Here is a 20,361-nt window from a genome sequence, read left to right as displayed (position 1 = left end):
TGTATATGATAGTAACAGATGTGTTCAAGTGTCTAAAGGATGAAAAATGTACAGAAGGATCTGATAAAAATACACCTATCTGTGCTGAGGTATGTCCTACTGGAGCTGTTGTTTTAATAGAGGACAAATCATACTCCTGTATAACCTGTGGTACCTGTGCAAGGGAGTGTCCAAATAAAGCTATTAAAAAAAATGAATTTGGAGGTTATTACATAGATAGGAGAAGGTGTAACGGATGCGGTACCTGTGAGATTCTCTGTCCCATTGGTATAATAAAGATGGTAAAAGAAGAGAAGGTAGTTAATAATAGGAAAAAGGTTGTAGTCTATCCTAAAGGTATCTGTGTAATGTGTGGTCTATGTGTAGAGGCATGCCCTCATGATGCCAGGAAATTATTCTACAGTGGAGATCTGAAGGATAGAAAGAACAGAGCACTTCTAGACAGATATATACAGATATTGGCGAAAATTAGAAAGAGGGAGAAACTACCTGTTGAAGAAGAGAAGGACTCAAAACCTAAGAAGGTTTCCAGCTTCAGGACATCTATATACATAGATAAGAACCTCTGTAAAAACTGTAGTAGATGTATATATCTCTGTCCTAGGGAAACGATATTGGAGAAAGATACTGTAGACGGCTGTACTGGATGTAATATATGTGGTGACGTATGTCCAAGGAATGCTATAGTTGAAGGGGTGGTAGATGAAGAGAAGTGTGTCCTATGTGGAAACTGTATAAGGAAATGTCCCAAGGATGCCCTAAGGATAGAGAATTTTAAGGTAGTTAAGGTTAAGGAAGATAAAAAAACCACCCCATCGAGGTACTGTATAAACTGTGGGTTATGTGTAGATAACTGTCCAAGGGGAGCCTTAAAGATGAAGGACGGTAGAATTCTCTACGACGAGAGTATATGTAATCTATGTGAAACCTGTGTAAAAGTATGTCCTCAGGAAGTTAGAATAAAGAAAGATAGAAAGATCACTGGGGCCTGTACTCTCTGTGGAATATGTATAGAGGAGTGTCCAGAGAATGCTATATCCATTAAAAAGATTGAGAAGTTTCAGGTTATCAGAGATGAAAGATGTATATACTGTGGTACCTGTGCAGATGTATGTCCAGTGGATGCCATAACTGTAAAGATAAAACTTAGAAAGGGAGATGGTGATACAGGAGAAGTGCTCTTTAACGAGAACTGTGTAATGTGTGAAAACTGTGCAATCCACTGTCCAAGGGATGTTATTCCAAATACCACAGGCTATAAAAAAGTTGTAGATAGGGAGAACTCCTATATCTGGACAGACTTTGATCTATGTATCAGATGTGGACTGTGTAACAGGATATGCCCAGTGGATGTTATAGATATGGGAGATATAGACGTGGAGAGATGTGAATACTGTTCTGCCTGTGTAAACATATGTCCTACTAATGCTATTAACATCTATAGAACTTGGGTGGAGAAGGATTAAGGTGTAACTATGGATCAATCCCTTAAGAACCTCGCTAAGTTGGTAATCCTAGGAGCCTATAAAAATATAGAGAGAATACTCCTCGGGACAGATACCTATACTTCAGAGGAGATGAGGAAAGAGATACTTTCGGGGGTGAAGCTCCCAAGAACCGTCTTAGAGAATCTCTGTATCGGATGTGAAGGATGTGCCAACGCCTGTCCAACAGGATGTATTCAGATGAAGAAGATTGAACCTGTTAAGCTGGCTGAAAACTATATAAAAAAAAGTATTCCTGTAATAGATCCTACAAAGTGTATATACTGTCTATACTGTCACGACTTCTGTCCGGTGTTTTCCATATTCAACGAGATATCACCAATACATCCAAGAGATGTGGGAGAGGAGTACGTAGAGGTGGATCTATCTAAGATCTTTGAGAAACCTGTGGATATCCCCGAAAGTCAGTTGAAGAAGATTGCCAGTATCCTCTCTATAAATCTCAGAAAGTTGATGAAAGATAGAGGGAAGTAATATGATAAAGGAGTACGCTAGAAAAAAGTGTATTCATGTTATGTTGGCATATACAGGAGGATGTAATGGTTGTGATATTGAGGCAGTTAACTGTTTCTACTCCCCCTACTATGACGCTGAACAGTACAACGTCTTTTTAACCTGGAATCCAAGGGAGGCAGATATACTACTTGTAAGTGGCTGTGTTACCAAGGTTATGAAGGAGCCTCTGAGAAAGATATATGAGAGTATTCCAGAACCAAAGGCTGTAGTTTCCATAGGTTGCTGTGCTCTGATGGGAGGGGTTTATGGAAACATAGGAGGTTATTTAGGCACTTCGGATTTTATAGAGGGTCCTGTAGATAGGATTATTCCAGTAGATGTTAAGGTGCCCGGATGCCCACCGAGACCAGAGGATATTATAGACGGTATAATAAAGGCTATTCCAAAGATAGTTAGGGGATAGATTTTAAAATAAAATAATAATTATAATTAAAAATAATTAAAATATAAAGAATTAAAAGAATATTAAAGAATATTAGAACTTAAAGTAAAAGTAAATTTGGACTAAACTATATACTGGAGAAGCAGGGTGGATTTATTTCTTAAGGCATCTGGAAAGTATAGAATTCCCTGTCATAATTATTAAAAATTAAAAATTAAAAACCTCGGGGGAAGCTAACCATTTTGATAAAATATTGAAATATAATAAAAAAGGTGTACCTATGGATATCAACCTATCACTTTTAGAATTCGTACTCTCTGTAGTAGGTATTCCCCTTATAGCTTTTGCAGTCTCTACTCTGATTCCGGGGATACAGAGGAAGATCCAGGCTAGAATCCAGAGGAGGATAGGCCCATCTATCCTAACACCTGGGTTGTGGGCACTCTTTAAATTTCTGGCAAAGGAAGTAAAAAAACCCTTTAGTAAGATGCCTAACTTGTATAACTTATTATCACTTTTTGGTTTCCTCGTAGTATGGATTATTTTAGCCTCTACTACAGTGCCCTATATACATGTTGTTTCCAATTTAATATTTATCACAGGTCTCCTGAAAGTTAAGGAGATGATGTATATTATTATGGGATCTTTGAGCAACTCCATCATGGGAGTTAGGATGCCTATTCCTGACATCTGTAAAGGCAGTGACTTTAAAGATATACTGAGGATGTCCCTTGAACAACTTGGAGCACTTAGGGCCTATAAGTTGATCACTGTAGGATCCTTTCCACTCTATATAGGTTTGATACTTCCCTTTATCTCCAAGAAGAGTATATTCTTAGATAGTGTGATTGGAAATAACTTTCTATTTACCCTCCCAGGTATCTTTGGGGCGATAGCATACTTTATAGGCTATCTTGTATTAACTGGAGAGTACCCCTTTTCAATAATGCATACAAAGGCCGATGTCATTGAAGGCCCTACTTTAGAGTACTCTGGGAGATACAGGGCGATATACCTTTCATTTAAGGAGTTACTTATGATAACCTTAGGTAGTCTATTTGCAACAGTCTACCTGGGGGTATATCCCGATATAAATAACCCAATAACTATTGTTATAAACTTTGGAATTGCATTTCTACTACCTATTTTAAGTAGTATCTTAGGGGCGTACTCTCCACTACTAACCTTCAGACAGCTATATCCTATATCCTTATATACCTGTGCAGTAGGATTTCTTGGAGTTCTAATTGCACTATTTAAGGTTTAAAAAGAGTTTTTATTTTTAAAATAACTTTTCCATTATTTTTTAATCAATTATTTATTTTATAATTATATTTTATAATTATTTTATGGTTTTTAATTATTTTAATTATTATAACTACTACGGTCAGGAACTGTGGTTTAGACTATCATATAGTCCTTTGGATAGTTACGATTTTAAAATTATACACCTCTCTCAATTAATTTCTCTATTTTCTCCGATATTCTGTCTAATTCCTCTTCAGATAGAGGAATAGGAATCACCTTCTTACTATTGTTAAAGATCCTATTGGCCAACTCCCTGAAGAGGTTAGATAGAGGATGATCGGGAGAATACTCAATAACAGTTTTCTTACGTATCTCACTTTTTACTATGATCTCACTCATCGGGATATATCCCACAACTTCTGTACCTAACTTTGAGGAAAATTCTGATACTATGGAGATATCATCTACTACACTTCTACCGTTGTATATAATTCCACCTAATGCGACATTTCCCCTGTGGGCGTACCTCTTTATACCCTTACTGATATTGTTTGCAGCGTAGAGGGCCATGGGATCACAGGTTGTTACTATATACACCTCATCAACTAAATGTCTTTGAAGGGGCATGGCAAAACCTCCACAGACAACGTCTCCTAACACATCGTAAATTATTATGTCTGGTTTCAAGATCTCAAAAACATTTAATCTGTTTAATATTTCTATGGCCTTAATTATTCCCCTTCCTGCACATCCTACTCCTGGTTCAGGGCCTCCACTTTCAACACAGTAGATACCTTGAAATCCTCTAAAAACAACATCTTCTAATTGGACATCTTCTCCCCTTTTTCTAAGAACATCTAAGACTGTTGGTATCTTCTTTCCCATTATATTCCTTGTGGAGTCCCCCTTTGGGTCACATCCAATCACCATAACTTTTCTACCTGACTCTGCCAGTGCAGCGGCTACATTAGACACAGTTGTAGATTTCCCAATACCGCCTTTTCCATATACACATATTCTCTTCATGTCTTTCACCTTAGGCATTAAACCAATAATTCCAAATATTTAGATATATAGATTATTACATATAAAAATAAAAACAATGGTGCCGTGGGGGTGATTTGAACACCCGACAACTGGATCTTCAGTCCAGCGTTCTCCCAGGCTGAACTACCACGGCTTTCCACGGCTCTACCACAATCACAATTAATTTGCACAACTAATATATATACTTTTCGCCGAAAAGTTTATATAGTAGAAAGTAGATTGTTATTGTGCAAATACCTGTGAAGTTAGGAGCCCCCATAGCTCAGTAGGTAGAGCGACGGACTGTTAATCCGTAGGTCGCAGGTTCGAGTCCTGCTGGGGGCGCCAAAACTAATTTTTTTATTTTTTTATATTTGAGGGACCGTAGCTCAGCCTGGTTAGAGCACTCGGCTCATAACCGAGGGGTCAAGGGTTCAAATCCCTTCGGTCCCACCATTAGTGCCCCAGTGGTGTAGCCCGGCCTATCATGCGGGCCTTTCGAGCCTGCGACTCGGGTTCAAATCCCGACTGGGGCATATTTTTTTTATAAAACTTTACTTTAAATACTGCAGGGGTTGTCGAGCCTGGCCAAAGACGCAGGACTTAGAATCCTGTCCCATAGGGGTTCGGGGGTTCAAATCCCCCCCCCTGCACCATTTTTTAACAAGTATGGGTGGCCGGGGTGGGGTAGTGGTCATCCTGGGGGACTGTGGATCCCCTGAGCCGGGTTCAATTCCCGGTCCCGGCCCTCATTTTTGGATATATCTATAATATTTGTTATTATTATTTACTATTTTTTTATAGTAGTTGATAAAAAATGTTGTCCAGTAAGGAACGTTGTCTCTTTTCTAAAATTTTATGCTAAAAATTATAATAAATATTATAATAATATTGTTAGTAAGAGCTAAATTTTTCAATTTTTTTAATTATTACTTTATAACAAATTAATAATAAAAAAGAAGTTCGTAACTCTGCACAATATTGTTTATTATTTTTTATTTTTTATTATAGAGTTGTTTTAACTTACATCTTCTTCAAGATATCTACAAACTTGGAGAGTACCTTATCCCTCAAACCTTCTACAAACTTGACACTTCCAGCACATTCATGTCCCCCTCCATCTATGGAAGCTTCAGGTATCTCTCTTATAAGTTGCTCTACGATAAGGTTTAGGTTGAAGTTGAACTTCTCACTTACTACATCTGTAGCCCTAACTACTATGAAATCTGGACCGTAAGCTATAGTTATTATAGGTGTCTCTTCTCCATACTTTTTAACTATACTGTCATGTGCAAATCCACAGGTTTTCCCTGGAGGTGGGAAGGTAAATTTATGGGCATACTTTTCCACATCCAAGGTATTCAGTACTATCCCATTCTCCAGTTTTTCAGTTTTTAAGGCAGGTAGTACAGCTCTCATCTGCCTATCTATCATCTCCATTGCCCTCTTATATAGGATATCTACTAATCTCTCATGCCTGTATATCTCCTTCTTGTTTGTAGCCAGTATCTCTTCTACTATTCCCCTCCCACCCATAAACCTTAGATAGAATGCTTCAAAGTCCATACAGAGGGCGATTTTCTCAAGATCCTCTACGGTATATTCTTTACCACTTCCGTACCTCTTACTCCACTTCGTCAGATCTCTGAGGGCTATTTTTATATACTCCTCCACTTCTCTCCCTTTGGCATGATCTCCAACTACAGCGATACCTGGAAGGTGGTTTATTTCCTCAGTTACGTCCTTGTTTATCATCCTTGCAACTTCTGTCGCCAATACCCCTGCTGTGAGATTACTGTCTCCCCCCACTAGATATGGATTTACATGGGCCGATATGTAGTCATCTACTTCCACCCTACCGTTTATAATTTCTCCAGGGTAGTGGTGGTCTATTACGATCACATCTATATCAAAGGCTGTAGCCTGGGAGATTGCAGGGATATCTTCATCTGTACTACCGTTGTCGGCTAATACCACCAGAGGCATCTTCTGGCCAAACCTCAACTTATCCTCTAAGGAGTATACTAGATCCTTGGTAACATCCTCTAACTCGTAGAATGGGGCCTTTGAAGGACTCCTTTTAAAGTAGTGCCACTGGGCATCTACATCTATGGAAAACTCACTGAGTATCGGAAGTATCGCTCTTTCCAATGCCAACCCTGCACAGTACCCATCTGTATCTGCATGGTGTCTTATAATTATAGGTCTTCCATCTAGTATAGCTCTCCTGATCTTCTTTGCCACATGGGCCATCTTAGGTCTCAACTTCTCCAGAACTGAAGAGTATACAAGGAAGTTAATATTTCTGTAAGGTTCTGATTTTCTATCTAGTTTTTTCTCTATCTCTTCTTTAACCTTCTTAGCTTCTTCACCTTCCAACTTCTTCAATTTCAACCTCTCTATCTGGAGTCTCCCCTCCCTTATAGATACACATCCAATAACGTCTATTATATCTCCAATATGCACTTCTGGATGGGCTCTTAAACCTGCAATATCCAAGGCTGCAACCCAGGCAGTTTCAGTTCCATCTGTCACTGTAAATATAGTTGGCCCAGGTGTCTGAGTTATCTGGATAACCTCCCCAATAATATGGACGATCTCATCCTTCATTTCCACTAAACCTTTATCGACAATCTCTTTTATAGTTGTTAGAGGTACCTTTTTTTCAAGTTTCTCGATAGTATAGTTAGCGAGAGGTATGTATCTAAAATCAATCTCTCTCTTCTCAGGCCTTACATCTATCACCTGTACTATAACTTCATCTCCTATTTTGAAATCACTTAGTTTTTTACCCACCATCTCCCTTGGTTTAAGTAGCCCCCTTGTCTGTTCGTTAAGGGAGATAAATACCCCGTATCTCTCTGTCCTCGATACAATACCTTTATAGAATTTACCTTCTTCTACATCCCCAACATTACATAGGTTATCCAGCTCGTAAACAGTTTTTAAATTTTTCCTCCTTTCTTCTTCCTCTTTTTTACATATCTCACACAATGTAACATTTTTATACTCAGGATATTTTCCAATATACCTTCCACATTTATCACACTTTACAACTTTTCCAGAACCTCCACAGTAATCACAGGTATCATAAACAGGTACCTTTCCAGTACCTTCACAGTTTGGACAAGGCACTTCGGCTAGATCTAAGTCGTACTTCGATCTCTTTGAAATTCCCTTGAAGTGAGATTTTGTATCGAACTCACATATATATCCGGTTCCTTCACATTCGGGGCAGGTTTTATATCTTACTATCTTTTTTCCAGTACCCATGCAAATTGGACACTTATCTATCATGTTATCACTCCTCTTCTTTAATGTAAATCTAATATTAATAAGTATAATAAAAATAATTAACAATATAGTCAAACAAAATTATAGAATTTTCAAACTTCTTCTACAACAATATTGAAGCTACGAATTCAAAAAAGTAAAAAGATAATTTTAAATAGGATAGGGAATAAATTTCCTATCCTGATGATATTTCTACAGTCATTATAATAAGAGATATCTAAATTTATAAGTTAATCGTTATCTTCCTCCATCTTAAGGGAGGCATAGAATTTTCCGTACTCCATCTGGTTCTTCTTATTTACCAACTTATCTATAGATAACTTCATAACTGTAGCGTAGATATCTATTAGATCTCTATATTTAACCTCCGGCAACCCTGTATATAGGAAGAGTATCTTTTTAACTACCTTTTCCATACTGTTATTTACAAAGTATGTAGATAGGGCCTCTGCCAAAGGTCGAAGTGGAGGATATCCCATTCCTAACGGCATCCTCTTTTTATAGAATCTACCTCCATGTTTAATACCCACTACCTGGGAGAACCTAATATGTATCATATTCTCTGATATCTTGTCCATCCTCTCAAGGATCTTCAACCACCATTTCACATCTGCCTTTTCAGATGCTTCTACAAAATCACCAGTTTCATAAACTCCTAACTCATTTAGGAAGATATTCTCCAACTGTAGAGAAGGTATTATCTTTATTTCTTCCTCCTTTGCAGCTTTAACAAGCTCCTCGATCTCATCTAAGGTACCAAACTCCCCTTCGTTACTTGCAGGCTCTGGAGAGTATATCATTTCACTGTTTATCTCTTTGAACTTTTTTAAGATCTCCAACTGGACGGTTATATCTCCCGTTCCTATTCTCCTACCAAGATGGTAGTTGTATATCTTAGCCCCAGAGACTGTAGCTCTTTCTATCGCTGCAAGATGAGCTTTTAATCCCTTCTCAGATGTTAGATTGTAGTAAGGACCATGTGCTACTATCAGTGTAAAGTATCTCTCCCCCATTCTTCTATAACTTTCATAGTAATCTAGAGACATCTTCTTAGATAGGACAGCAGGAGGTATCTCTGTAATCCTAGTACCTAAAAGTGCAGCCTGTTTAAGAGTGGAGAGTGCATTGTAAGTACCCCATTCAAATAGTATCACAACTATCACCTAATTTATAGTTAATTTATAATGGTTATACAAATTTATGATTATTGTCATTTTTATAATTTATAACTTATTGTTAGTACTACTGTATTATATCAACATGTGTATTAAGAATCTTAGTTTCCATCAAAGTAGTCGTTTAAAAGTAATTAAATAATTTAATTGATATAAAAAGAAAGATAAGAAATATTTTCTAGTTTACACTGATTACTAAAAGAGTAAAACGAGATTTCTGCTCTGTCCTTTTAGGTTTTTACTCTCTATAATAAAATCGATGATAAAAAACCTACCATATAAAAAAAGAATAAATTCTGGTTATCACTCAACTATTTTAGACACTGGAGGATACTTTACAAAAAATAACCTGGGATAAATATGTACAGTGTAAAAATGAGGGCGTCGAAAAATGGTAGGCATATTTCGGGGGCAGAGACTATAGTAGAGAGGGAGAAGGTAGAAGAATACACTATCAAGTTTATAAGAAGGGCATTTTTCCATGAAAATGGGACTCCAGATTTTATAAACATAAAGATTGAAGAGATCAAAGAGAAGATAAAGTATAGAGATCACCTACCTATAATAACTGTTAAGTGTAGAAGTAAGGAAGAGGCCAGGGAAGTTGCCAGGAATATCCTGAGAAAAGAAGGAATAAAAGAAGATGTTATAGATAAAGCATTTAGAATAGTTGACGAGGGAGGTATGAGGGGAGCAAGTATATTAAACTTGGAGGGATATAGGTTGGAACCTGATAGGGAGAGAGGTGTAAGGGTGAAGTGTATATCTACATCTGAGGAATTAAGGGAAAGGATATTAAAGGGGAATTTGGGAACAGAGAGGACTGTCGATGCCATAGCGATAGCAACTAAGGTTATAGATTTGGGAGTTATTGCAGAGTTGTGTACTTCAGATAATCCATCTTATACCACAGGTTACGTAGCCACTAAGAAGGGATACTTCAGAATTACAAACTTGAAGGAGAGGGGAGAGGTAGGGGGCAGAGTGTTCTTCGTAGATATTCCTGAAAGGGATAGAGAGAGGTTGGAGAAACTGATAAGGGATCTGGAAAATAAACCTTACATTATCAGATAAAATAACAAGTTTAGTTCCCATTAAAGTGATGGTTAATAACGAAATGCAAAATCTGGGTTACATATACTGAAGAAGTAAAACTGGATCTCTGTTAATCTTTTCTTTCTGGTTTTAATTTTTTATATTTCATTCTTATATATAAATAATTATTATTAATTACTTAATTATTTTTATTATTATATTAATTACTACTATGAAAAGTAGTTTTTTAGTTAGCAATAAAAAGATACAAAAGAGTATAAACTACAAGAAAGGATATTACTACTATATCTACAGCTTTCAAGGAATCGTAAGCCTTTTTAATATCTATATTTCCCCTTCCTAATCTGTAGTACCCTATTTTTTCAAGGATAATGCCTAAACTGTTGGCTATCGTGGCCATAGTATATCCTGAATTTGGAGAGGGAGTTTTAGAACCTTCCCTAAAGAAACCGTAGAGTGCCCCTTTTATACTTCCTCCATATAGTGGTGATGTTATTACAAGGAGTAAACCTGCAATACGTGAAGGTATAATATTTAATATATCATCTAAACGGGCAGCTAACTTACCGTAGTATTCGTATTTCTCATTTCTGTATCCTATCATAGCATCTAATGTATTCACAGCCCTGTATAGGAAGGCTCCAGGAAGTCCAAAGAGTGCCCCGTATATGAGGGGGGCGATAATACTATCTGTTATGTTCTCAGATAGACTCTCTACCGATGCTGATAGAATATGCTCTATATCTAACTTCGAAGTATCCCTACTTACTATACACTGAAGACACTTCCTCGCACCTTCTATGTCCCCTTCTTTCACACAGTCTATAGGTTTCCTTGAGAAATCTAAGAGAGATTTGTATCCAATTGTTGTTGAGAAGATAAAAGGGTAAAGGAGATATTGAAGGATCTCAGGTAATCTACTTATAAATGCCTCTAGGACATAAGATGCTAAAAATACCACCGTCAATGTAATTAGTGTAGTAAGGGATCCAAAAAAGAGATCTCTAACCTTATTTCTTGAGTAAGTAGATCTAAAAATATCTTCCAGGAAGTAGATCAACTTACCTATCCAGACTACGGGGTGTATCCTCTCGGGAAGTTCTCCAAGGATTCTATCAACTACTATAGATCCCCAGAGTATTAGAGGGTTAAGCATGGTTACAACCTACTAAGGGCATCTAAGAATCTCTTTGTCCTCTCCCTTTTTATAGAGTCGTATCTTTCCAACTTCTTTATATCTACTCCTTTTTTACTCAGTAGAGATCTCAATCTATCTATAGGGGCCATATCTTTAAGAATCTCCTCAACATCCTTCCTCCTGAACCCATACCTCTGGACTTCATCCCAACCATGGATCAAATATAGAGCCACTCCTCCAAGGTCCTTAATGGAAATACTGTACTTTGGAAGTTCCTTCTCAAGTAGGAATTTAACATCTAAAACATTTACAGGATCTATTCCCTCAATTTCCATCCACCTTAGATTTAAAGGGGAAGGTGTAGGAAGAATGGATGGGAACATACTGGATTTACTTCTCTCATCTGGGGTCTTGTAGAGATAATACTTGAAAATATCTTGAGAGAGATATTCTACAGCTATACTGTATGAAAATTTTTCCGAGATCTCCTTCTCTACCCTGAGAGCACTCTCCAACTCTTCTACTAGTTTTCCCTCCTTGTAGATCCCTAACCTTTCCAATTCTTCCCTCATCCTAATCCTCTTTATCTTCAACTCCTCCAAAGCTCTAATATCTATCACTCCCCCCTCTACATCTTCCCTCAGGTCCAACACTGTATTCCTGTATTTCTCTATCAATTCCTTTTGATGTTCAGAGAGTTTTTCTTCATATTCTTTCTTTATCTTTCTCTCTATCTCATTCCAGTATGCCAGTAAATAAGATAGTGCCAGAGTCTTTCTTACATAACTGTCAGATATCAGTTTATTCTTAGTATAATTTTTCTTTATAGAAGTTATAAGTACATCTCCATAGTTTCTCTTAAGATATTCCTCGTAATTTTCATCTTCTATCTTTATCCTCTTCAACTTCCTCTTCCCATCCTCCACCACTATAAAGGTTATAGTGACAGAACTTAGTATTCCCTTGCCTTCAGATTCCAATATATTTAAAAGTCTTTTGTACGTTCTGACAAAGAGTGTTGGCATATTAAAAAGTATATTTTTATTGGAGCCGTCGTAAGGTAGAAAATGTACTATTCTCCTATTTCCTTCCTTCTCCTTTAGATGTCCCAAGGCTATTCTATGAGATACTATGGCGTATCTTACCCTCTCTAACACTCCTTTCTTCTCATCTACCATCCTCCTAAGATAAGAGACGTAAGACTTTATCTCGTAGAGATCTTCCTCATCACACCCTTTTAACTTCCCTACGCCTATAAAGGGAGTGTCAAAACCTTGTAATTCCATCTTCTCCTTTAAATCCTCTAAAATCTTTAAATTTCTACTTAAGATATCTATCAGATTACTATAGAAATCACTATCTAAATTCTCTGAAAATTTTGATGACATCTCCTCTCTAAATTTTGACAACTCTTCCAAAAATTCATTACATCTTCTAATCAAAACACTACTGTCCATAATTTCACTAGAGGAATAATTATTCTACGTTAGAAATATCGGGAGAAAAGGTAATAATAATAAAGGGAAACCTTCCATCCTAATCCTATTTAAATCTTGAGACTGTCTTCCTTTGATTTAAAACAAGGCTTCTACTTTATTTTTTATTATCTTTTGTTTTTTAAAGATCTTTTCAACATTCTCCTGTACTCACCATATCTGTCCTCTAAGGAGAATCTCGGTGGTTTGACAGTTACAGTCTTTTCTCCACAGATATTGCAGATATCCTTCAATGCATATCTCTTACATCTTGGACACTTTTTTATCCTCATGTTTTCATCATAACTTTTATTTTAATGGTACTCCCTTACGAAACTACCTTCCCCTCCCTTATACTTCTTGATGGAGTTTATAGCAGTATCTGCAACTTTCCTCAGTACCTCTTCTCCACTCTTGTAATCTGGGGCCTCAACTTCTATCCTGTACTTTGGAGCTCCAACGTATCTTATATCTACAACGACGTCTTCGTAGGGGTTGGCCTTCAGGGCCTTCTTCAGGACATTCTTTATAACTTTGATACCGTTAGGTTCCGTTGTAGTAAGTGTTAATATACCATCTACCTTTACAGTAGGCAACTCTATGTTTTCAATAGCCACCTCGTAAAGTATATCTTTCCATTCCTTTGGAATATCCAACTCCTCTAAGATCTCTTTGCCTTCTATGGCAATACACTCTAAGGCGTGATAGAGTTCTCCAAACTCCTCCTCTAACTTATACCCTACTTCCTCCCAGGCTTCCTCAAGGGACTTTCCAAGCTTCTCCCCTGCAAATTGTAGTAACTTTTCCGCCCTTTGAAACCTTTTCCACTCCTGTATTTTAGCCTTTTTCTGCTGTTCTGTAACTCTCTTTAAAGATAGGTCTATATGTCCCTTCTTCTTATCTACCCTCATTACTTTTGCCACTACCCTCTGTCCCTTTTTAACATGATCTCTTATGTTCTTTACCCATCCAGAAGATACCTCAGATATATGGATCAGCCCTTCTCTATTTGGATAATCCAACAACTCTACAAATGCTCCATAAGGTTTTACATCTACAACTGTACCGATAACTAACTCTCCTTCTTCTGGGAAGTCCTTTCTCATTTTCTCACCTAATAATTTTTAATAACCGTTATATAATAATATAGGCCGTTATATAACAATATATTGCATTAATTATTGTATTAATAATAAAATATATAAATCTATGGTGAAAATGTGGAGTTAAAAACCCCTATATCAAAAAATACAGTGTACAAATTGAAGGTTGGAGATATAGTTTATCTCAATGGAAGGATCTATACAGGGAGAGATGAGGCCCATATAAACATTATAAAGAGAATAGATGAAAAGGACATTAGAAAGATTGTAAATAAGTTAAAGGAGGGAGTAATATATCATGCTGGGCCAATTATGAAAAAAGTAGGAGATAAATGGAGATGTATATCTATAGGACCTACAACTTCTGCAAGGATGAACGAGGTAGAGGCAGATTTTATAAAGATCACTGGTATCTCTGCTATAGTTGGGAAAGGTGGTATGAAGGGAGATTTACTAAATATCTTTAAAGAGTATGGAGTTGTCTATCTCGCCGCCCCTGGAGGATGTGCAGCACTACTTGCAGATGCAGTGGTGGATGTAAAGGGAGTATATCTACCTGAGTTAGGTATGCCAGAAGCTGTATGGGAACTCGAGGTTGAAAACTTCGGTCCTTTGGTAGTTGCAATGGATACCTATGGAAGAAGTATTTACGAGGAAGTGAATAGGGAGGTAATGAAAAAACTCAAAGAGCTGATTTAACGGTGAGATGTTGGAGATAAAAAAGAGGCATCATTTAAAAAAGAAGGAGTTAAAAAAGGTATTGGAAGAGTTGAGAGATACCTTTGGTGTGGAGATTCCTAAGAAGGTTAAAGGTGAAGTTTTAGTGGTAGATAACTATCAGGTAATACTCATAGATGGAGAACCTACTCTTTTCAAGGTAGAAGATAGGTTGTATCCCACACTTCACTGTATAATGAAGTACAACATAGAGAGAGGAAAGGTTGTGGTAGATATGGGTGCTGTGAGGTTCTTAGCCAGAGGAGCAGATGTTATGGCTCCAGGCATAGTAGATGCAGATGAGAATATTAAGGAGGGAGATGTAGTCTTTGCAGTAGATGAAACCCACAAAAAGCCCCTTATAATTGGTAGGGCATTGATGGATGGAGTTACAATGAAAAACTCCAATAGAGGCAGGGCTATAAAAACCCTTCATTACGTTGGAGATGCCATATGGAACCTTAAGTAGGGATATAAATGGGAAGAACGATAAAGACTGGAGATATTGTTTTAAAGATCCATCCCTTAGTATATGAACCTGCAGAAGATAGCATCCTCCTCATGGATAACCTGGTGGATGTTAGAGGTAAGAAAGTCTTAGATATGGGGACAGGTACTGGCATACAGGCTATAAATGCAGTAAAAAAAGGATGTGATGTTGCAGTAGGAATAGATATAAATCCTTATGCAGTAGAGTTAAGTAGAGAAAATGCAAAGTTAAACGGTTTAGAGGTAGGTAAGGAGATTTTCTTCTTCCACGGGGATTTATTTAAGGGTATAGATAGAATAATGGAAGAGATTAGTATAGATAAATTTGACGTTGTTCTCTTTAATGCACCTTACCTCCCAACTTCTCAGGAGGAGAGATTAGAAGATTGTATAAACTACGCCTTTGACGGAGGGGTAGATGGAAGGAAGGTGTTAGATAAATTTATCTCAGAGGTTGGGAAATATTTAAATGAGGATGGAGTAATTCAGATAGTACAGTCCTCCCTAACTGGGGAGAAAAGAACCTTTGACATGTTAAAGAGATACGGATTTAAAGGTGAAAAAACTGCATCTATAAGATTCTTCTATGAGGAGATACAGTTAATAACTGCCGAGAGGATCCGTGAACTACTCTAAAAGAGTTTTAAGAGGAAAGGTAAAAATCTTTAATTTAGAACCCTATAGGTACCATTCATCCATTTAACATACGTGATATTACCTCCACTATATACGTTATCTAGTAGTGCCAATACACAGGCCTTAGTGCCCCATCTATCTGAACCTGCAACTACCATTATAGAGTACTTTGGATTGTATGGATTCTTTATAGTTTGTATAACTCCTGTATTTTTCCCCGGATATGTGTTCGTTATAGGCACCTTTAAGTATTTTGAGATATTCTTAGTTAATCTGTTTACTTCAGGCCCTCCTACCAAAATAATATTACAGTCTGTCTTTAATACATTTTCACTATCCAAGAGAATACTTGGAGTATAGTACTCCTTCAACTCCCTATCGAATATTTCCCCATCCTTGAAGATAAATATCCTCGTGCCATTTTTTATTAAAAATGTCCCTTCTCCAAGATCTACAGTATCATTGTCTTCTAACTCTATTGTATAGTTGTTGATGTAAGTTACTCTAAAGTATTTGAAAGGTGAGTTATTTATAACCTCAATATGGTAGTTGAATATATGAAAAGAATTTCCAATATTCCTAAGATCTTTGTATATCAAACTTATCTTATCCTTCGATAGAGATACTCTAAAATTCCTATTGAGTACAAAATCTTTACCATCTTCTAAGATAATAATATTGTATACTGTTATAACATACTTTCCTCTATCTGTCCCCTCGTAGAGTAAAGCTATACTTCTATTTAAGTAGAAAATCTTATCTTTATATAATTCCTTATCTTTCTCTATCAATCTGTTATCTTTGTAGATATTTACAACCAGTATTCTGTTATCTAAAGATACTAACTTTAGGACAACTTTATAATCACCGTAGTCAAAGGAAGAGTTGGTAGTTATCTTTTTCGATAGAGTGTATAGGATTACTTTGTTACTACTTCTATTTAATATCCTGTATTTAATATCGAAGAGATCTACTTCATCTTTAGCTATTTTAACTGAGTAGATGATCTTTTTATATTTAACTGTATTATTTTCTATATCGTATTCTACATATAATTTGGAGTTGTTCCCTATTATTGAAAAGTTTTTATCATGGGCAAGAATATATCTTATTTTTCTTTCAAAGATATTTGCTGCACTATCGTTTAAGATCTGAATCTTTCTCTTAAGGTAATATTTATCCATAATCATATTTGCGTAATCTATATCTGGAGTGTTCTTGTTCGATATTATCAAGGTTGGAGTATCCAGTATAGGTAGGGAGTAACTTAGAGGGATTAGAGATATTAAAAGAGCTATTAAGGTAATTCTAATTATTGCAATGTATCTCAAAGTTATCACCAGCTTATTTGTTATTTGTTTATAGGATAATAGAGAATTTATTTTTATTAATTTTCGTTATAATAATTAATAATAATTAATTAAAATATAATTAAAATAGGTGAGATATTGAAGAGGAATATAGAAATAGATATAACAAATTTAAGAGAAGAATTAATATACTCTTTAAAGAATACAAACTGTGTCAAATTTGGAGATTTCATTCTTTCATCTGGAAGGAAGAGTAACTACTACGTAGATATCAAAAGGGCTATCACAAATCCAGGAATACTAAAAACTATAGCAAAAATAATAAGATGGTATCTAAATGAAGAATTAGACGAAAATTTGAAAATTGGAGGAATTGAGTTAGGCTCTGTACCAATAGCTACTGCAGTATCTCTTGAAACAGATAAAGATCTGATAATTATACGTAAAAAATCTAAAGAATACGGTACTAAAAGTAAGATAGAGGGAGAGCTAAAAAAAGGAGATAAAGTGATTCTCGTCGAAGACGTTACAACTACAGGGAGAAGTGTAATGAAGGCTGTAGAAGAGATTAGATCTATAGGGGGAAATGTCGATAAGGTTTTTGTAGTGGTGGATAGGGAAGAAGGAGCTAAAGAGAATTTAGAAAAGATAGGAGTTAAGTTAATACCTCTAGTTACTGTAGATGAACTGAAGTAGAAGTACAGTCGTAGGAAAAGGAAAAATTTATCTATAGTCCAGGATTTACCATCCTTATTATCTATTATTTTTTATTCAAGATCCTGAGGTTGTTATTATATTCAATAAGGTTATTTTTTTCTTATTATTTTTATAATATTCAATTTATCGTTTTTTGATAGGAATTAAGGTTATTATTTTTTATTTTTTGGTACATATAATTTTGTTCATAACTATATTAAAAATTTTAACTCCTATTATATTATATAACAATAACCTTAATACTACAATAATCATAAACTATATAATAGGTCTAAATGATTTACAACTTTAGTATAGGTGGTGTAAATGGTATCTGTTAAGATATCTGAAGATGCCTTAAAATACATAAAAGAAAAGGTTGAAAAAACTGGAATCAACACATTGGTGATTTCATTTGAAGGTTTTGGATGAGGAGGTCCTAAATTCAACATAAGTTTAAAAACTCCGGGTAAAGGGGACGAGTTAATATACGATGGGGAGTTTAAGATATACTTAGATAAGATAAGTAGAGAACTCCTCAAGGAAGTTGATTTAACCTTAAAGAGGTCTATATTCTACGGTAAATATCTTACCCTTAAGAATGTAGGGAAGAAATTATGTTAAACTAAACCTAAGAACCCTCTACGGGATTAGGTCTGGTCCTATGAATTAATATATAGTATACGAAGAAATATCATCTGCTTATCTTTATCTTCTCGCTCTTTAAAGTATCTTCTTTTCTCATCTTTTTTATGTCCTAGAGTGTATTCTATGTATTTCAAAAGATTAGATGTAGATTCCAAAGATCCATAAGGTGTAGTATTATGGGATTAACTATTAAATCTCCCTCAAGAATACATATTGGATTAATAGATCTCAATGGAAGTATAGGTAGAATAGATGGGGGAGTGGGGATTGCATTAGACTTCCCTAATTTCTATATTGAGGGTAAAGAGAGTTCAGAAATTGAGATAGAGGTAAAATCCAAAGGAATACAGGAAGATATCTTAAGGAGTATAAAAGATAGGTTGTTGTGGGTATCTAAGAAGGTTTTAAACTACATTGGAGAAGATGGGATTTATATAAAGGTGAAGAGTATCATCCCTCTACACAGTGGGCTGGGAAGTGGTACTCAGATGGCACTTTCCACTGGTATGTTGATATCAAAAATATACAAAAAGGACTTGGATGTTAAAACCTTAGCCAGTATTACAGGTAGAGGTGGAACCTCGGGGATAGGAGTATATGCCTTTGAAAGGGGTGGTTTCATAGTAGATGGAGGACATACCTTTGGGAAGGGAAAGGATAAAGAAAGATTCTCTCCGTCCTCAGCCTCAAAAAATGTTAGAACACCTCCCTTAATATTTAGGCATGACTTCAACTGGAGTGTTGTACTTACAATACCTAAAGGGGAAAACATCCATGGGGAGAGGGAGATAGATATCTTTAAAAGGTACTGTCCTGTGCCCTTGGAAGAAACTCAGAAAATATGCCATATTATCCTTATGAAAATGCTGCCCGCTGTAGTTGAAGAGGATATTGTCTCTTTTGGTGAAAGTATTAACAAACTTCAATATTTAGGATTCAAAAGGGTGGAGGTGGGACTTCAAAGAGATACAGTTAAGGATCTTCTAAAGGAACTTCAGAAGGTAAGTTACAGTGGATTGTCCAGTTTTGGGCCTACACTGTACTCTATATGTAATGGTAGAGAAGATATTAAGAAAGTAGTTGAAACCTCTAAGGAGTTTTTTGATAGACGGGGTATAGACGGAGAAGTAGTGATTACCAAAGGTAACAACGAAGGATTTAAAATAAACATTTAGTTTTCCTTATATCTTCTTCTATCTTGTCCATCTCTTCTCCATATCTCCTTCCTACACTCTCCATAATATCCAATACACTGTCTTCCTCAACATTTACTCCTAAATCCTCTAAGGAGGATGTTTTAATATAAGGGGGTGTACCTTTCTTAGATATATTTATACCTATATGTATTTTTCCCGAAGATATGCCCCTGGAGGCTATAGATACCGATAACTTACCTCCTTTATAGTATAGATCGTCACCTCTTCTTACTATTCTCTTTCCAGAAATTTCCTCCAGCACTTCTTTAGTTATAAGTACTAAAAGTCTCTGTCTCAAGTATGTTATTTTTAGGTCTGGATTGTCAAAGTGTTCAACGATAAAGTTTATAGCATCTGAGGAAGTTATTAGTGCCTTACTTCTAAAACCTTCTTCCTTGACATCCTTTAGATCCTTCATATTCTCTAGAGGTACTTCTATCTTTCCTCTAAATGCAACAATACTGTCTCTCTGGATACTGTATCTCTCAAAGGCCCATAGAGGTTCCAACTCCTTCCCTGTATACGTTATTTTCTCTTCTTCTATGAGTAGTGAAATACTTTTAAAGTGTATTATCTTCATTCCCTTCACCTAATGTCATTTGTAGATAAACATATAAAAATAAAATATTAATAAACCCTGGTCCATCAAAAAGGTAAAAAATAATAATTATAATTAAGGTAAAAAATTAATTATTGGAATTATTTTTATGTTAATTATTATATGGGAAAAGGTATTGATAAATTAAAAACA

At 35.9% G+C, this 20,361-nt stretch carries 20 protein-coding genes and 6 tRNA genes; 16 read left to right on the top strand and 10 right to left on the bottom strand.

What is annotated here, in order from left to right; translation table 11 throughout:
- The first annotated feature begins 5 nt into the window (after positions 1–5).
- From MHHB_RS03145 to MHHB_RS03130, 4 genes are all read left to right on the top strand, one after another.
- Positions 6–1,466 (top strand): 4Fe-4S binding protein, encoded by a 1,461-nt coding sequence (locus MHHB_RS03145; RefSeq protein WP_131007160.1) that lies wholly within the window; start codon positions 6–8, stop codon positions 1,464–1,466.
- 9 nt (positions 1,467–1,475) lie between these two features.
- Positions 1,476–1,979: a 4Fe-4S binding protein gene (locus MHHB_RS03140; protein WP_131007159.1), complete on the top strand. Its 504-nt coding sequence runs from the start codon at positions 1,476–1,478 to the stop codon at positions 1,977–1,979.
- Position 1,980: 1 nt separating this feature from the next.
- Positions 1,981–2,424: an NADH-quinone oxidoreductase subunit B family protein gene (locus MHHB_RS03135; protein ID WP_131007158.1), complete on the top strand. Its 444-nt coding sequence runs from the start codon at positions 1,981–1,983 to the stop codon at positions 2,422–2,424.
- A gap of 259 nt (positions 2,425–2,683) precedes the next feature.
- Positions 2,684–3,670: a respiratory chain complex I subunit 1 family protein gene (locus MHHB_RS03130; protein WP_131007157.1), complete on the top strand. Its 987-nt coding sequence runs from the start codon at positions 2,684–2,686 to the stop codon at positions 3,668–3,670.
- Positions 3,671–3,846: 176 nt separating this feature from the next.
- Here MHHB_RS03130 and nifH read toward each other — a convergent pair whose 3' ends face one another.
- Positions 3,847–4,695, bottom strand: a complete 849-nt coding sequence (gene nifH, locus MHHB_RS03125) for a nitrogenase iron protein (RefSeq protein ID WP_131007156.1) — start codon at positions 4,693–4,695, stop codon at positions 3,847–3,849.
- A 59-nt stretch (positions 4,696–4,754) separates the two neighbouring features.
- Positions 4,755–4,831, bottom strand: a tRNA-Phe gene (locus MHHB_RS03120).
- Between the two features lie 118 nt (positions 4,832–4,949).
- Here MHHB_RS03120 and MHHB_RS03115 point away from each other — a divergent pair.
- The 5 genes from MHHB_RS03115 to MHHB_RS03095 all read left to right on the top strand — a co-directional run bounded on the left by MHHB_RS03115 (position 4,950) and on the right by MHHB_RS03095 (position 5,425).
- Positions 4,950–5,025, top strand: a tRNA-Asn gene (locus MHHB_RS03115).
- A gap of 30 nt (positions 5,026–5,055) precedes the next feature.
- Positions 5,056–5,133, top strand: a tRNA-Ile gene (locus MHHB_RS03110).
- A 5-nt stretch (positions 5,134–5,138) separates the two neighbouring features.
- Positions 5,139–5,213: transfer RNA gene (locus tag MHHB_RS03105), tRNA-Glu, on the top strand.
- Between the two features lie 32 nt (positions 5,214–5,245).
- Positions 5,246–5,333: transfer RNA gene (locus MHHB_RS03100), tRNA-Leu, on the top strand.
- Positions 5,334–5,353: 20 nt separating this feature from the next.
- Positions 5,354–5,425: transfer RNA gene (locus tag MHHB_RS03095), tRNA-His, on the top strand.
- Between the two features lie 275 nt (positions 5,426–5,700).
- Here MHHB_RS03095 and MHHB_RS03090 read toward each other — a convergent pair.
- Together MHHB_RS03090 and MHHB_RS03085 are read right to left on the bottom strand one after the other, a co-directional pair.
- On the bottom strand, positions 5,701–7,974 hold the full coding sequence (locus MHHB_RS03090; RefSeq protein WP_131007155.1) for a DHH family phosphoesterase: 2,274 nt from the start codon (positions 7,972–7,974) through the stop codon (positions 5,701–5,703).
- Between the two features lie 227 nt (positions 7,975–8,201).
- A complete protein-coding gene (locus MHHB_RS03085) occupies positions 8,202–9,125 on the bottom strand; it encodes an apurinic/apyrimidinic endonuclease family protein (RefSeq protein WP_131007154.1) in 924 nt (307 codons plus the stop codon).
- A gap of 381 nt (positions 9,126–9,506) precedes the next feature.
- On the opposite strand from MHHB_RS03085, the gene MHHB_RS03080 reads away from it, so the two are divergent.
- Positions 9,507–10,220, top strand: coding sequence for a 6-carboxyhexanoate--CoA ligase (locus MHHB_RS03080; RefSeq protein ID WP_131007153.1), 714 nt, complete (start codon positions 9,507–9,509; stop codon positions 10,218–10,220).
- Between the two features lie 208 nt (positions 10,221–10,428).
- On the opposite strand, the gene cbiB is transcribed toward MHHB_RS03080, so the two are convergent.
- From cbiB to MHHB_RS03060, 4 genes are all read right to left on the bottom strand, one after another.
- A complete protein-coding gene (gene cbiB, locus MHHB_RS03075; protein WP_131007152.1) occupies positions 10,429–11,358 on the bottom strand; it encodes an adenosylcobinamide-phosphate synthase CbiB in 930 nt (309 codons plus the stop codon).
- A gap of 2 nt (positions 11,359–11,360) precedes the next feature.
- Complete coding sequence (locus tag MHHB_RS03070; RefSeq protein ID WP_131007151.1) at positions 11,361–12,797, bottom strand: DUF530 family protein; 1,437 nt, start codon at positions 12,795–12,797, stop codon at positions 11,361–11,363.
- A 146-nt stretch (positions 12,798–12,943) separates the two neighbouring features.
- Positions 12,944–13,108 (bottom strand): RNA-protein complex protein Nop10, encoded by a 165-nt coding sequence (locus tag MHHB_RS03065; RefSeq protein ID WP_131007150.1) that lies wholly within the window; start codon positions 13,106–13,108, stop codon positions 12,944–12,946.
- 21 nt (positions 13,109–13,129) lie between these two features.
- Positions 13,130–13,921 (bottom strand): translation initiation factor IF-2 subunit alpha, encoded by a 792-nt coding sequence (locus MHHB_RS03060; protein ID WP_131007149.1) that lies wholly within the window; start codon positions 13,919–13,921, stop codon positions 13,130–13,132.
- 114 nt (positions 13,922–14,035) lie between these two features.
- On the opposite strand from MHHB_RS03060, the gene MHHB_RS03055 reads away from it, so the two are divergent.
- The 3 genes from MHHB_RS03055 to MHHB_RS03045 are packed head-to-tail and all read left to right on the top strand — an operon-like array spanning position 14,036 to position 15,760.
- Positions 14,036–14,617 carry a FumA C-terminus/TtdB family hydratase beta subunit gene (locus tag MHHB_RS03055; protein ID WP_131007148.1) on the top strand — a complete coding sequence of 194 codons (582 nt, stop codon included), beginning with the start codon at positions 14,036–14,038 and terminating at the stop codon, positions 14,615–14,617.
- Positions 14,618–14,627: 10 nt separating this feature from the next.
- Positions 14,628–15,104: an RNA-binding protein gene (locus MHHB_RS03050; RefSeq protein ID WP_131007147.1), complete on the top strand. Its 477-nt coding sequence runs from the start codon at positions 14,628–14,630 to the stop codon at positions 15,102–15,104.
- A gap of 8 nt (positions 15,105–15,112) precedes the next feature.
- Positions 15,113–15,760, top strand: coding sequence for a HemK2/MTQ2 family protein methyltransferase (locus tag MHHB_RS03045; protein ID WP_131007146.1), 648 nt, complete (start codon positions 15,113–15,115; stop codon positions 15,758–15,760).
- A 29-nt stretch (positions 15,761–15,789) separates the two neighbouring features.
- Here the strand turns inward: MHHB_RS03045 and MHHB_RS03040 are convergent, their stop codons facing one another.
- On the bottom strand, positions 15,790–17,091 hold the full coding sequence (locus MHHB_RS03040) for an S-layer protein (RefSeq protein ID WP_131007145.1): 1,302 nt from the start codon (positions 17,089–17,091) through the stop codon (positions 15,790–15,792).
- A gap of 141 nt (positions 17,092–17,232) precedes the next feature.
- On the opposite strand from MHHB_RS03040, the gene pyrE reads away from it, so the two are divergent.
- The 3 genes from pyrE (at position 17,233) to MHHB_RS03030 (ending at position 19,589) form a co-directional block, all read left to right on the top strand.
- Positions 17,233–17,766 (top strand): orotate phosphoribosyltransferase, encoded by a 534-nt coding sequence (gene pyrE, locus MHHB_RS03035; protein ID WP_131007408.1) that lies wholly within the window; start codon positions 17,233–17,235, stop codon positions 17,764–17,766.
- 327 nt (positions 17,767–18,093) lie between these two features.
- Positions 18,094–18,390 carry a HesB-like protein gene (locus MHHB_RS06600; RefSeq protein ID WP_268220479.1) on the top strand — a complete coding sequence of 99 codons (297 nt, stop codon included), beginning with the start codon at positions 18,094–18,096 and terminating at the stop codon, positions 18,388–18,390.
- A 200-nt stretch (positions 18,391–18,590) separates the two neighbouring features.
- Positions 18,591–19,589: a beta-ribofuranosylaminobenzene 5'-phosphate synthase gene (locus MHHB_RS03030; RefSeq protein ID WP_131007144.1), complete on the top strand. Its 999-nt coding sequence runs from the start codon at positions 18,591–18,593 to the stop codon at positions 19,587–19,589.
- Here the strand turns inward: MHHB_RS03030 and MHHB_RS03025 are convergent.
- Positions 19,573–20,190, bottom strand: a complete 618-nt coding sequence (locus tag MHHB_RS03025) for a DUF366 family protein (RefSeq protein ID WP_131007143.1) — start codon at positions 20,188–20,190, stop codon at positions 19,573–19,575. The two genes, MHHB_RS03030 and MHHB_RS03025, sit on opposite strands and share 17 nt — an antisense overlap.
- Positions 20,191–20,361 lie beyond the last annotated feature (171 nt).

It is taken from the genome of Methanofervidicoccus abyssi (assembly GCF_004310395.1).
GTDB lineage: Archaea > AGJL01 > Methanococci > Methanococcales > Methanococcaceae > Methanofervidicoccus > Methanofervidicoccus abyssi.
The sequence above is the reverse complement of the archived record's forward strand: the minus strand, read 5'-3'. Positions and strand labels throughout refer to the sequence as shown.